We start from the raw sequence: 13,041 nt of genomic DNA on the forward strand, positions 1-13,041 counted from the left end.
TTTCCGTTATGGTGGCGAGCCTTGGCATGATATGTCCGTTCGTTCCCGCAGCCCGTCCGCCGTATGAAACAAACCGCAGTTAACCACCTTGGCGATAATTTTCGGACGGTACTGCCAGTCGATTTCGCGTTTGCGGTTTTCGAACTGTTCGGCGATCGCGCGGCGCTCCTGTTCGTCAGCCGTTTGCAGCTGGCTGTCGTAATAGCCTTCGATCCGCGCCAGTTCGGCAGCGAGCCGGTCCAGCGCTTCGTCGGCCCAGCCATGATCGTAGCGGCGCAGCTTGCGTTCCAACAGCGTTTCGAGCTGCGCCGTCCCAAACGCAAGCGATAGCTGCGACGTGCGCAGGTGTACGCCTTCCGGCAAATTCGGCGACAGCCGCAACGCTTGCAGCCGCTCGTGGAACTGCTCCGCCATTTCGCCGGTTGCGAGATTGATGCCGAGCGAATGCCATTCGCTGCGCTTCATGTCGCAAGCAAGCTCTACTACATAATTAACCGCAAGCCACGTATGATAACCCGCCGAGGCGGAATATCCCGCACCCGTGCGGGTGGGCGGGGCGACCGGCTGTTCGTACATGCGCACGAAACGGCCTTTCGCCAGGACGGAAGCGAACAGCTGCATCAGGCGGCGGCTGCCGAACGTCACTTCCTCGCGCGGGGTGCGGCTTGCGGCAACGGCCGGCTGGGAGACGCCGAAATAACGGCCGAGAATCGAATCGGCATTCGCAATGTCCGGCTTCGGATTGGCGGCGCCCGCGGCGGCTCCGGGGCTGCGTTTGGCCGGCGGTGGCGGCGACCGCTCCGGGTCGAAAACGAAGGTGAACGTCATCGTTTCCGGCGGCGCCCCGGTCCGTTCGACGAAGCCCCAGTAATAAGTGCGGCCGGTCAAATCTTTGTCGGCCTGCGGCGACAGCTTGACGGTGATGTAACCCGGAGCTTTTTCAATGATTTGGCAATCGGTCGCTTCCATATACGTTTCCACGAATTGCTGCACCTGGATTCGGTTCATCGCTGCGCCACCTCCGTCGCTTCGCCGTTGTTATATCTGTCCGGAGGTACGGCGACCTGGACGACCTCCTGCCTGACGGCATCGAACGACCGGCCGAGCTTGTCGATGCGCCGCCTCATGTCCTCGTCGCCGCTTGCTTCGAGCGCCATTTGGTACAACTGCGATTCGAGCGATGACGTTTTTTCCATCTGCTCCAAAATGGTGTCCAACCCGCCGATAACCATTTCGAACATATTGATCTTTTCGTGCAGCAGCGACAGGATATGCTCTTCGATCGTGCCGCGGGTGGACAAATTGTAAATGTTCACGTCGCTCGTTTGCCCGAGCCGGTGGATGCGGCCGATTCGCTGCTCCACCCGCATCGGATTCCACGGCAAGTCGAAATTGACGATATGGCGGCAAAATTGCAGGTTGATGCCTTCGCCGCCGGCTTCCGTCGCCACCAGCACTTGCGCGCGGCCTTTGAACAGATCCATCATCCAGTCTTTTTTGCCGCGATTCATCCCGCCGCGGTACGGCACCGCCACAATGCCCCGATCTTTCATAAATTTGAGCAAATAGTCCTGCGACGCGCGATATTCGGTGAAGACGATCACCTTCTCCTTCAACTGCTCGATCAGGGCAATCGTTTGATCCGCTTTCGTGTTGGACTTGATCGCTTTAATCGTTTCGACAAGCTCCCATATTTTGGCGCGGACCGGCGAATGTTCGGCCGTTTTTTTGAACAGGTTGACGAGGGTGACGAACACGGCGTCGCGACTGCTGCACACTTCCCGCTGCAGCGTCACGAGCGACAGCACGCTGCTCATGTCGCCGCCGGCCTCGCGATAGCGACCCTTGACAAAATCGGTGACGCCATCGTACAGCGCCTGCTCTTCGGCGGAAAGCGAAAGCGTCACGTTCTGCACGTGGCGTTTCGTGAACTGCACGTTGCCGTCGCTGCGCCGGTTGCGGATCATAACTTTCGCCAGTTCGCTTTTCAGCGTTTCTTCGTTTTTCGGAATGCGTTTGGCGGCGACGTATTTGGTGGCATATTCGCCTTGCCCGCCGAGCTGGCCGGGTTTGAGCACGGTAATCAGGTTGTACAGCTCGGTCAAATCGTTCTGCACCGGCGTTGCGGTCAGCAGCAGGCAATATTTTTTGCGGATTTCGCTGACGAAGCGATAGCTGCTCGTGTTTTTGTTTTTGAGCTTGTGGGCTTCGTCGACGATCAGCATGTCATAATCGAGACCGAGCACGATGTCCTTGTGCGGCTCGCGTTTGGCCGTATCCATCGAGGCGACGACGACGTCGCTGCCGGTCCACATGTATTCTTTTTTTTGCGCGACCGCCGCAATGCCGAATTTCTGATTAAGCTCGCGCACCCACTGCAGCACCAGCGATGCGGGAACCAAAATGAGCGTTTTGCGGACTAGGCCGCGAATCATATACTCTTTTAAAATAAGTCCGGCCTCGATCGTTTTGCCAAGACCGACTTCATCGGCGAGAATCGCCCGACCGCGCATGTCGTGCAGCACTTTGCGCGCGGTGTCGAGCTGGTGCGGCAATGGTTCCAGCCCGTTCAGGTGATCCAGGCAGAGCAAGTCGTCGAAGCTGCCGATCAGCCGCGATTGTTCCGCTTCGCAAGCTAGCCGGTACAGTGTCCACGGATCCCATGGGCCGCCCTTGTTGTGCCTCGATTGCAGTTCGCCGAGCCAATCGCGGTCGAAATGGATCGTCAGTTGATCGTCAATGTAGCGAACGTGCGGCAGATGATGGTTCTGCACCCTCGTATCCTCCCTTGCTGCTTGCCTGTTAGTAGTATGAGCCAATTGTTGGCTTTCCAACCCTGGATGCATGGGCGAGCAGTTCGCCGTCAGGTAGGATGCATACCCGAGCAGTCAGCGGAGCTGACGACCAGGGCGAACGACCAGCCGTATTTCGGAGCGCGCTTTCATTTGTGCCGGGAGGCCATTCGCTTGTACAATGGACAAAAAGCCGCATGCCGGACGACGATACGGCTGCGGCGCAACATGGAGAACGCAAAGGAGTGCGGTCAAGTTGGAAACATGGCGGTTCATTTCATCGGGAAAGGCGTCGCCCGCTTATAATATGGCGCTGGACGAAGCGCTGTCCATCGCGCACGGGGAAGGCAAGTCGCCGCCGACGGTGCGGTTTTACGGCTGGTCGCCGGCGACGCTGAGCATCGGCTACTTCCAGAAGGCGGCCGAAGAAGTCGATTTCGACGAACTGCGGCGGCAAGGCATCGGCTTCGTCAGACGGGCAACCGGCGGGCGGGCGGTGCTGCACGACAAGGAGCTTACCTACAGCATCGTGGTGTCGGAGACGTACCCGGGTTTGCCGTCAACGGTGACGGAAGCGTATCGGGTGCTCAGCGCAGGGTTGCTGCAAGGATTTATCAATCTGGGGCTGGATGCGCAGATGGTCAACTTGGCGTCAGAAGAGGAGAAACGCAAATTCGCTTCGGCGGGTTCGGCCGCCTGCTTCGATTCGCCGTCGTGGTACGAATTGGTCGTCGAAGGGCGCAAGGTGGCGGGCAGCGCGCAAGTGCGGCAGAAGGGCGTCGTGCTGCAGCACGGCTCGATCTTGCGCGAACTGGATACGGAGCAGCTGTTTTCGCTGCTCAAGTTCCGCAGCGAGGCGCTGAAGCAGCGTATGATGTTGTCGTTTCGCGAGAAGGCGGTTGCGATCAACGACCTGCTCCGCGCGGGAGGCAAGCCGGCGGCGGAGCCGGAGCAGGTGGAAGCTGCGTTCCGCGCCGGATTCGCCGAAGGCATGGGCATTGCGCTCGAACAGGCGGAGCCGACCGCTTACGAGCTGTCTCTGGCTTCGCTGCTTGCGGTGGAAAAATTCGGCGCGGACGAGTGGAACTTGCGGCGTTGAAGGCCCGGCCGACGCGCCGCATGCAGCGACGAACATCGATCGGGAGCGGGTTCGCTTCGTCCGCCCCAAAAATATGCTGCAGCCCCAAGGAAAATGACGAAAAAGGGACTGTAGTCGGATTTACAAGGCGGGAACGGGGTTCCGCGTCGAACATTGTCGCTTTTTATGCTTGTCAATGGACGAAAAACAGCGATTGACGGAGATAATCGCAGATAATGCAGCGAAGATGGGTCCAGGCTGGGGAAGAACGGCTTTTTCATGCTCGATACACCATATGTTGTGTTGTATAATTGAATTCTCATACAACATATTGTAATATTGTACATATGTAAAGAGAATCTTCCCTGCCGGTCAAGCGAAGCAACGGGTGTTTAAGCGTGCCATTTGCCGCTTTTTTCGGCGGAAAGAAGCTCCGTGCGGAGCGTGTTTTCGGATGTTGTCCGAATAGGGTAAGACGGTTGAGAAAGCTTCTACCGAAGCCGGTTCGAAGGCAGTGCATCGGCGACGGCGGAAGCTTTTCATGCCCTTTGCACCACTCGGCGGCGTTCTGTCATCATTTTTCCTTTTTTTTGCAGCCGCTGTTGTGCCGATTCTATTTTTGTAGGAGGTCGTTGTCTGTGGAAACTACGCAAATCAAACGATTGGATGGACTCAGCGAGAAAATTTTTCTGGACCGTTACGCCATGAAAGATCCCGATACAAGCAATACGAAGGTCGGCGACACCGTGCTCGTGCTGACGAAGGACGATCCGAAATTTCCTGCCAAGGAAGTGGGCGAGGTCGTCAGCAGGCAAGGCAGAATCGCGTCGATTAAACTCCGCAGCGGCGAAATCGTCGAGTCTGCCGTCGAGAAGCTGACGCTGACCAAAGAGAAGACGCCGGAAGAGCTGTGGGACCGGCTTGCCCGCGCCATGGCTTCGGTGGAAGCGACACCCGAGAAGAAAAAGGAATGGACCGAAAAGTTCCGCTACGTGCTGGACGACTGGCGCCTCGTACCGGGCGGCCGGATCGCGGCCGGCGCCGACGCGAGCGACGAACTGACGCTGTTCAACTGCTATGTCATCCCGTCTCCGCACGACAGTCGCGGCGGCATTATGGCAACGCTGTCGGAAATGACCGAAATCATGTCCCGCGGCGGCGGCGTTGGCATCAACCTGAGCTCGCTTCGTCCGCGCCGTTCCGTTGTCAGAGGCGTCAGCGGCTCGTCTAGCGGAGCCGTATCCTGGGGCGGCCTGTTCAGCTACACGACGGGCTTGATCGAACAAGGCGGCAGCCGCCGCGGCGCGCTGATGCTGATGATTAACGACTGGCACCCGGACTTGCTCGATTTTATTACCGTCAAGTCGACCATGGGCCAAATCACGAATGCCAATCTGTCCGTGTGCGTCAGCAACGGGTTCATGAAAGCGGTCAAGGAAGATGCCGACTGGGAACTGGTGTTTCCGGATACGAAGGACCCGGAATACGACGAGCTGTGGGACGGCGACTTGGCCAAGTGGCAGTCGCTCGGCAAGGCGGTCAAGCCGTATCGGACGGTCAAAGCGCGCGATGTCTGGCACACGATCATCGAATCGGCGTGGAAATCGGCCGAACCGGGTGTCGTGTTCATGGAATATTACAACCAGATGTCCAACAGCTGGTATTTCAACCCGATCATTTGCACGAATCCATGCGGCGAACAAGGTCTTCCGGCTTGGGGCGTCTGCAACTTGTCGGCGATCAACCTGTCGAAGTTTTATGACGAAAGCAAACACGATGTCGCGTGGGATGAGCTGGGCAAAGTGGTGCGTTACTCGACGCGTTTCCTCGACAACGTCATTGACAAGACGCCGTATCACTTCCCCGAGAACGAACGCAACCAGATGGGAGAACGCCGCGTTGGTCTTGGCACGATGGGGCTGGCCGAGTTGATGATCAAGCTGGAGATCCGTTACGGCGCTCCGGAATCGCTTGTTTTCCTCGACAAGCTGTATGGTTTTATGGCGAAGGAAGCCTATCTCGCATCCGCCGAAATCGCCGAAGAGAAAGGCTCGTTTACGGAGTTCGTCTACGACAAATTCATTCAGAGCGGCTTTATGAAGAAAATGATCGGCACATTCCCGGAAGTCGGCGCGGCCATCAAGTCGAAAGGGATGCGCAACGTGACCGTCATCACCCAGGCGCCTACGGGCAGCACGGGTACGATGGTCGGCACGTCGACCGGCATCGAGCCGTATTTTGCCTTCGAATATTTCCGCCAAAGCCGTCTCGGCTTCGACAAACAATACGTGCCGATCGCTCGCGAGTGGATGGATAAACACCCGAACGAAGAATTGCCGGCTCATTTCGTCACGTCGATGACCTTGTCCGCCGAAGATCATATTCGCGTGCAAGCGGCCATCCAGACGTGGGTCGACAGCTCCATCAGCAAAACGGCGAACTGTCCGAACGATTTCACCGTCGAAGAGACGAAGCGGCTGTATGAGCTGGCGTTCGATCTGGGCTGCAAAGGCGTGACGATTTATCGCGACGGCAGCCGCGACGTGCAAGTGCTGCAGACGGAGAAGAAGGAAGAGAAGCAAGCGGCGGCTGCTCCCGAGGCGGCGACGGAAGCCGCGCCGGCGGCCGGGAATGAAGCGGAGACGCTCGATAGCTTGAGCGGCACGCTTGCCGCAACCGCCGGTGTCAGCAAGCAGGAAGCGGCAGTGTTCGACAAAGAGTACAAGCGGCGTCCGCAGGTGCTGCGCGGCGCAACGTACAAGGCGAATACGCCGTTCGGCATGGCGTACATTACGATCAACGACTTGAACGGCAGCCCCGGGGAAATTTTCCTCAACGTGGGCAAAGCCGGCTCCGACGTTTTTGCAATGTCCGAAGCGCTTGGCCGTGTGTGCTCGTTGTTCCTGCGTTATGGCGATCACGGCAACAAAGTGAACTTGCTGATCAAACATCTGAAAGGCATCGGCGGCTCCGGGGCGATCGGTTTCGGCCCGAACCGCGTCGAATCGATCGCGGATGCCGTCGCCAAGGCGCTGGAGACGCACAGCCAAATGAATGGCGGCGATGCGGAAGTGACCGCATCGGTTGCGACCGAAGCTCCGGCGCCGAAGTTCAATGTGATCGCCCCCCCGGCCGGCGGGTCAGCAGCAAGCAAGGATCTTTGCCCGTCCTGCGGTTCGGCCTCGCTCGTCAACACCGAAGGCTGCAAAACATGCACCAACTGCGGCTACAGCAAGTGCAGCTAAGCAGCAAGAAGCCCCTCGCGAGAGGGGCTTTTTTTTGTGTGATGTCATAATTGGTGAGAATATTTTCAGAATTCGTGAGATGGATTTTTCAGTATTCATGAGAAATGTATAATTATACATGAAAATGAATAGGGAGTAAGTGTGCTGACCAACAAAGGTTGCAAGCACAATTTTTTGGAGGAGTATGGCTTGGTTCTTTAACCGCAAATAGTTCATGCTGACTTTAATCTCGCGATCACCTTTGGTTTTCGTACACTGCGGCCTCAGTGGACAATCTCCACAGTCGGCGCTTCGATAATATCGGTACTCGATTTCATACCCACTTTCCGTATACTCTTTGCCTACTCTCCGGAAATGGAGCGTTTGTCCCGCCGCGCATGTCCACGTATCCTGCTCGCTGTTATAGGTCCAGTTGTCGATTCTGCTAATGTCCTTTTGCCATGCCTTGCTCTTTTCGCTGTGGTACGTGCTGTACTTCACAATGGCTTCGACTTCGTTCCGCTCCAAGTAGTCATAATTTTCTTCACCGCCATAGCCTGCATCGGCGATAACGGTGCCTGGTAGCCTGCCTAACTGCGATTTTACTTTTTCGAGATGAGGGATGAGGCAACGCGTATCGGTTGGCCGCTGGTGCAAACTGTAGCCGACAATGAATTGATTTTCGGTGCCGATCTGCACATTGTATCCCGGCTTGAGCTGGCCGTTTTGCATATGATCTTCTTTCATTCGCATAAACGTGGCGTCATGGTCCGTTTTACTGTAGCTGTTTCTCGTGCCTAGAATCCCTTCCTGAATCTCGTACTTTTGGAGGCGGGGAAGCAAGTCCTTGCGGAGCATGCGTACCGCCTTCTTGAGCGGCTTGTCTTTTGGCTTTTCGTGCAGCCGTTCCTCCAATTGCTTAACAGCATGATCCAGCTTTTCACTGGTGATCGTTGCGGACTCGCCCCGTTCAAGAAGATCCCGGTTCCCGTGTGTTCCTTCTTCTTGTTTCTCGGCTTCCTCAATGGCGGCGAACAAAGTCTGGACTTTCTCCTGGAGTTTGGCCTTCTGCTTCACGACAGACTTTCCCCAAACAAACGTATACCGATTCGCATTTGCTTCGATCTTGGTGCCATCTACAAAGTAATGTTCCAGCTGCACGTAGTTCTCTTCCGCTAGAAATTGAAGAACCGCGGTAAACACGGTCTCCAATACGGCTTTCATGCGCTCCGAACGAAACCGGTTGATGGTGCGGAAGTCCGGTCTTTGCCTTCCTGCGATCCACATGAACATGATGTTTTCACGTACGGCCTTGGCGATCTGGCGAGAAGAGTAAATGCGCTGGGTGTAGGCGTAAATGATTTTGGTGAGCATCTTGGGATGGTAGCTATCTCGTCCGCCTCCGGGATAAGCTGCGTCGAAGATAGCATCGCTCAGACGATTGACGGCAGCGTTGACCACGCGAACAAGGTGATTTGCGGGAATATCTACTTCTAAATCCATTGGCAGGCAAAGTTGGTCCATGCTATATTGAATGTACAAAGAAACCGTCTCCTTTGGGTTTATGGTTGGGTGGTACTTCCATTTTACCAAAGAGTGGTTCCTTTTTGTTTGAATAAACGTAAAACCGGCTGTCCCTCCGTCATTTACATGACTTTTGGGACAGCCGCTTTCTTGAACTGAATCAATTGTTTTTTCTACAGCTGTCGCTTAATGAAGCGTCTTAGGGAAACCTTCACGCCATGAAGCGAACCGCGGACTCCAACCATTCCGAAGTGCCTTTGTATTAAGCGCTCCGCGTTCTCCTCTCACGCTTCCTGTCATTGTCTTGGGTTCTGGAGCGTTAAGGGCTTTCGCATAGACAGGCACCCATTCGGTACCCGCTGCCGGATCGCTATCCACAATGTTATATGTTCCTGTGGGCCACTCCAGCGCCAAAACAGCTGCAACTGCTGCGTCTTCTGTATGAACAAAAGAAGTGATGCCGTCTGTAGCAGGCAAGTTCCCAATTCGAACTTGCTCTGCAAACAATCCGTTCGAACCGTACCAGGTCCCTTCACCGTACAGCACGCCGTATCTAAGAATGACATGCTCCGGCATTTCTGCAGCGGTGGTTTCCAGTGCATGAACGCCATTTACGCTTGTAAGTTGCGGTTCCGGAGCCTCAAAATCTAGTGGACAATCCTCAGTTGCCGGCCCTTCTCCGGGCGCATAGGTCATTGTGATGCTTTGCGCGATCATCTGGCGAACGCCAGCGGCGAGCGAAGCATCGACTAAGTTTCTCGTTCCCTCCACGCGAATTCTTGCATTGGCGGACGGATCCATAGCCTGCAGCGAAGTCAGTTGGTGAATGACCACCTCTGGGGATGTTTCGGCAAGTACGCTGAACAGATTCTTGCGATGATATACATCCGCTTGGACGAATGACGCTCCAGCTTTTTTTAAGCTTTCTGCATGCTCCGGGTTGCGTATTAACCCAATCACTTCATGTCCCTTTTGTACGAGCATCGGAATGAGTACCCTTCCGATGACGCCGCTTGCTCCAGCAACTAAAATCTTCATTTGTTACTGCCTCCTTTATCTATTTTTATTTAAGACCAATCTGTTATCGCATTTGTGACATAAGATGCGACAAGCGCTAAACTAAATGGAAATAACAAAAAAATCGTATGAAGAGCTGTATGGAATTCGATAAGGTTTAGCAGCATAATGGAAGGAAGCAGTATAATAGCGGGACATGACACAAGCTTCTCTGATGCAGCTGCCGATGCGTCTGCTTGAGATCCTGCATTTCTCTATGCGCCATTCTGTTCGGGAGGGCGCTCATAAACCTATCACTCGAAAAATTTAATAGATTAGATTGAGATAAGGAGTTGAAAGGGATGTTGGATATGTCGACGGTCGAATCGTACCGTCCTCTGCTGATGACGCTCGCCTACCGGATGCTCGGTTCCTTAAGCGAAGCGGAAGACATCGTGCAGGATGCGTTGGCCGATTATGCCATGACTGTGGATCGCGGCAGTATCAGGCACGAAAAAGCTTATTTGGTTCGAATGGTCACCAACAGAAGCTTGAAACTGAAGCAATCCGCGCGCAAACGCCGCGAATTCTACGTCGGGCAGTGGCTCCCGGAGCCTGCCATTTCCGATGGCGGGATCGGCGGTGCGGCCGCAGCCCTCGGATCTGCAACTGGAAAGAACGGAAATCCTGCCAATTACATCGAGCGGCAAGAGAACATCACGTATGTGATGCTTGTTATGCTGGAGAGGCTGACTGCCGTCGAGCGCGCGGTCTTCCTGCTTCGCGAGACGCTTGACTTCGACTATGGGGAAATCTCGGACGTCGTGCAGAAGTCAGAAGCGAATTGCCGCAAAATTTTCAGTCGGGCAAAGGAAAAGCTGCAAGGCTTGGCGGGAGAAGTCGGCGGCGCGGAAGCGATCGATCCCATGCGGCGTAACGAGGAACAAGCATGGGCTATCGCCAAAGCGTTCTTACAGGCGGTCGAGACCGGAAATTCGTCCGCGCTCGTGGACATGCTGGCGCATGACGCCGTACTCGTAACCGATGGCGGCGACAAAGCTCGCGCGGCGATCAATCCGATCGAGGGCAGCGAGCGCATCGCAGCATTTTTTATCGGTAACGCGCGCAAAGGCACGATGGGCGATTCGTTCTTGCCGGTCGACGTGAGCGGCCAACCCGGCTTTATCGTTACCCAGGACGGCCAGCCGGCCATGGTCATGGTGTTCGGTTGGGATGCGGAAAAGCTGATCTCGCGCATTTTTATTATTTTGAACCCTGACAAGCTTGAGTGTGTCACAAACCGATTCTCCGCTTGGTCTTAGATAGCGAAAGTCGATGCAAGCTGGTCGGCACTACTATTAAAGGAGTGATTGGCAATGGAACCCAGAATGTTGTTGAAAGAGGTTAACCCTGCAGCTTTCACGGCGATGGTCGGACTCGAAAAATTTCTGGATGGCGCAAGTCTCGACAAAAAACTGAAGGAGCTTGTAAAAATACGCGCTTCGCAACTCAACAGATGCGCCTTCTGTCTCCAAATTCATGCAACCGACGCCCGCAAGCTGGGTGAAACGGAGGTTCGCATCTACACGCTTAACGCTTGGCGCGAAACGTCTTACTTCACCCCGCAAGAGCGCGCGGCGCTGGCGTTGACGGAAGCCGTCACCCTGGTCGCATCCAATCACGTTCCGGACGACGTGTACGAAGAAGCAGCTCGTCACTTCAGCGAGCAGGAGATCAGCGAGCTACTGATGGCCATTATCACAATCAACGGCTGGAACCGTATCGCAATCACGACGGGCTTGACCCCTCCGGCATAATCCTGGCATCCCACTATTGGAGAACGATAGATGAATGACAACAGCGGCAGTCTAGGACTTTACTTTCTTGTCCTTTGCTGCCGCTGCTATATATTAACGCTTCAGTCTAAAATTTATTTTAAAAAGCTGCCGATCCTTCGATTCAAAAACCCCACTAAATCAACATCTCAAGTTTAATTCTTAATTTTCTGCACACAATAGTTTAGCGCAATAGTTTAAAGACATAAATGATAATGGACTTAAAACAAATAAAGGACTGAATTATATGAACAGTTGTACTTTTCTCATATCAATGGCGACAATCGATGATCTTAATGAATTAACAATTTTGTTTAATGAATATCGGATGTTTTACAATCAGGAATCAAATATTTCAGCTGCAAAGGAGTTCTTATTTGAACGATTTGAACACAGAGAATCCATTATCTTCGTTGCTAAAGATCTGAATCACAATAAAATAATCGGGTTTACCCAACTGTACCCTTCATTTTCTTCAGTTTCTATGCAAAGATCTTTGATTTTAAATGATCTGTATGTACTTTCAGATTTTAGAGGTGCAGGAACTGCTCGGGCATTATTAGAAGCTGCAAAAGATTATGCAAGAAGCATCAAAGCCAAGGGACTAGCACTCTCAACAGCGATTGATAATGTAAGAGCACAAGGGATATATGAAAAAAGTGGCTATGAGAGAGATAAAGAATGTTATCATTATTTTCTAAAGGCCTAGAGAGACAATAAATTCAGTGCCAAAGTCATAGTAGTTTCTACAAGGATTGTGCTATCGGGGAACGTTAGTTGAACAACGACTGCGGCAGTCTAAGACTTTATTTCTTCAAGTCTCGGTCTGCCGTTGCTTCTTTTTATTGTCAGTCTAATACTTAATTTTCTGAGTCTGACGATATTCAATCCCCATAAACCCCGTCAGATCAAGCTACTCAGTCTAGAACTTTATTTTCACTGGACATCGGCTCGCAAGATTAAACCCAAAGTAAAGGGCTTTCGACTGCATCGGGAAATCGAGCTGATGCGCGGCATTCATCGCCTGCAGCCGGTGGTCATCGTGGACGAAAGCCATCTGCTTGATCGGGAGATGCTGGAGGAAGTACGGTTTCTGCTGAACTTCCGAATGGATGCGCAAAGTCCGATGGCCTTGATTCTCGTCGGACAGAGTGAGCTGTGGGAGAAGCTGTCGCTTCAGGTTTATTCCGCGATTCGGCAACGGATCGATTTTTAATGCAAGCTGCCCCATTACGATCGGGCGCAGACCGAAGACTACGTGAAGTGGCACCTGGCCTATGCCGGCTGCGAGCAAGCGATTTTCTCGGGCGGCGCGATCGACGACATCTACCGCTATGCCAACGGCAGTGCCCGCTTGATCAACAAAGTTGCCACGCATTGCCTGATCTACGGCGCGCAGAACGGTCGTCGAATCCTTGACGATCACATGGTTAAGCACGTGATCGAGGGGGTGGCTCGATCTGGCTGTATTTCGTCAAGCAAAAATCCCCCAAATAATCGTGCATTTTTCCCCATCATAATCGTGGGGATTTTTCCACCAACCGAGCCTAAAAATCAGGCTCGGTCAGCTTACGGTAAAGCGTTAAATTGCC

General features: G+C 53.8%; 9 protein-coding genes and 2 pseudogenes. 7 read left to right on the plus strand and 4 right to left on the minus strand.

The window, feature by feature from the left end; all coding sequences use genetic code 11:
* Positions 1-6 precede the first annotated feature (6 nt).
* Together EXY20_RS22080 and EXY20_RS22085 are read right to left on the minus strand one after the other, a co-directional pair.
* Positions 7-1,008, minus strand: coding sequence for a YqhG family protein (locus tag EXY20_RS22080; protein ID WP_135554271.1), 1,002 nt, complete (start codon positions 1,006-1,008; stop codon positions 7-9).
* A complete protein-coding gene (locus EXY20_RS22085) occupies positions 1,005-2,774 on the minus strand; it encodes a DEAD/DEAH box helicase (RefSeq protein WP_235886135.1) in 1,770 nt (589 codons plus the stop codon). Before EXY20_RS22085 ends, EXY20_RS22080 begins: the two co-directional genes overlap by 4 nt.
* Positions 2,775-3,048: 274 nt before the next feature.
* Between EXY20_RS22085 and EXY20_RS22090 the strand changes: the two genes are divergently transcribed.
* On the plus strand, positions 3,049-3,891 hold the full coding sequence (locus EXY20_RS22090) for a lipoate--protein ligase family protein (RefSeq protein ID WP_135554273.1): 843 nt from the start codon (positions 3,049-3,051) through the stop codon (positions 3,889-3,891).
* A 683-nt stretch (positions 3,892-4,574) separates the two neighbouring features.
* Positions 4,575-7,115 (plus strand): adenosylcobalamin-dependent ribonucleoside-diphosphate reductase, encoded by a 2,541-nt coding sequence (locus EXY20_RS22095; protein WP_407944932.1) that lies wholly within the window; start codon positions 4,575-4,577, stop codon positions 7,113-7,115.
* A 186-nt stretch (positions 7,116-7,301) separates the two neighbouring features.
* On the opposite strand, the pseudogene EXY20_RS22100 reads toward EXY20_RS22095, so the two are convergent.
* Positions 7,302-8,636: pseudogene (locus tag EXY20_RS22100) on the minus strand (IS1182 family transposase); the annotation flags it as partial.
* Positions 8,637-8,804: 168 nt separating this feature from the next.
* On the minus strand, positions 8,805-9,656 hold the full coding sequence (locus EXY20_RS22105) for an NAD-dependent epimerase/dehydratase family protein (protein ID WP_135554275.1): 852 nt from the start codon (positions 9,654-9,656) through the stop codon (positions 8,805-8,807).
* A gap of 329 nt (positions 9,657-9,985) precedes the next feature.
* Here EXY20_RS22105 and EXY20_RS22110 point away from each other — a divergent pair, with 329 nt between their 5' ends.
* The 5 genes and pseudogenes from EXY20_RS22110 to EXY20_RS39530 all read left to right on the plus strand — a co-directional run.
* The gene (locus tag EXY20_RS22110; RefSeq protein WP_167859424.1) at positions 9,986-10,936 is read left to right on the plus strand and encodes a sigma-70 family RNA polymerase sigma factor; all 951 of its coding nucleotides are present in this window, start codon (positions 9,986-9,988) and stop codon (positions 10,934-10,936) included.
* A 54-nt stretch (positions 10,937-10,990) separates the two neighbouring features.
* Positions 10,991-11,431, plus strand: coding sequence for a carboxymuconolactone decarboxylase family protein (locus EXY20_RS22115; RefSeq protein ID WP_135554277.1), 441 nt, complete (start codon positions 10,991-10,993; stop codon positions 11,429-11,431).
* 265 nt (positions 11,432-11,696) lie between these two features.
* Positions 11,697-12,158, plus strand: a complete 462-nt coding sequence (locus tag EXY20_RS22120) for a GNAT family N-acetyltransferase (RefSeq protein WP_135554278.1) — start codon at positions 11,697-11,699, stop codon at positions 12,156-12,158.
* 297 nt (positions 12,159-12,455) lie between these two features.
* Complete coding sequence (locus EXY20_RS39105; RefSeq protein WP_167859425.1) at positions 12,456-12,665, plus strand: ATP-binding protein; 210 nt, start codon at positions 12,456-12,458, stop codon at positions 12,663-12,665.
* 42 nt (positions 12,666-12,707) lie between these two features.
* Positions 12,708-13,041, plus strand: a pseudogene (locus EXY20_RS39530) (hypothetical protein); the annotation flags it as partial.

The organism is Paenibacillus cymbidii (assembly GCF_004764705.1).
Taxonomy (GTDB): Bacteria; Bacillota; Bacilli; order Paenibacillales; family NBRC-103111; genus Paenibacillus_AN; species Paenibacillus_AN cymbidii.